A 390-nucleotide genomic window follows, 5' to 3' on the forward strand; every position below is an offset into this window, starting at 1 on the left:
CGCATACAGAGCGGTAATTCCAGCTCCAATTTGGATGATATTTAAAATTTTATTTTTATTTTTATTATTTGCATTAATCAAAGCTATTGTTCCAAGGTATAGATATGATCAACTTATGAGGTTAGGTTGGAAAATTTTCTTACCTTTTTCTTTAATCTACTTAGTTCTAACGGCAAGTTTTTTATTTTATTTTGATAAGTTACCTAAAGGAAATTTTTAATGAATTTAAGCAGAATATTTAGAACTATATTTCTTGTAGAATTTATTTTTGGATTATATTTGGCAATTAAAGAATTATTCAGAAAATCAAAAACTATTAATTATCCCTTCGAAAAAGGACCGATAAGCCCGCGTATGAGAGGTGAAATTCTTGGATTGTGACGCAATCCG

General features: G+C 28.2%; 1 protein-coding gene. It reads left to right on the top strand.

The annotated features are described in order from the left end of the window. Positions 1-220 (top strand): NADH-quinone oxidoreductase subunit H (locus CIL05_RS21665; RefSeq protein WP_206207830.1); only part of this gene is annotated, 220 nt, incomplete at its 5' end. Positions 221-390: the final 170 nt, after the last annotated feature.

Origin of the sequence: Virgibacillus profundi, from assembly GCF_002287375.1 — a bacterium.
Taxonomy (GTDB): Bacteria; Bacillota; Bacilli; order Bacillales; family Amphibacillaceae; genus Virgibacillus_K; species Virgibacillus_K profundi.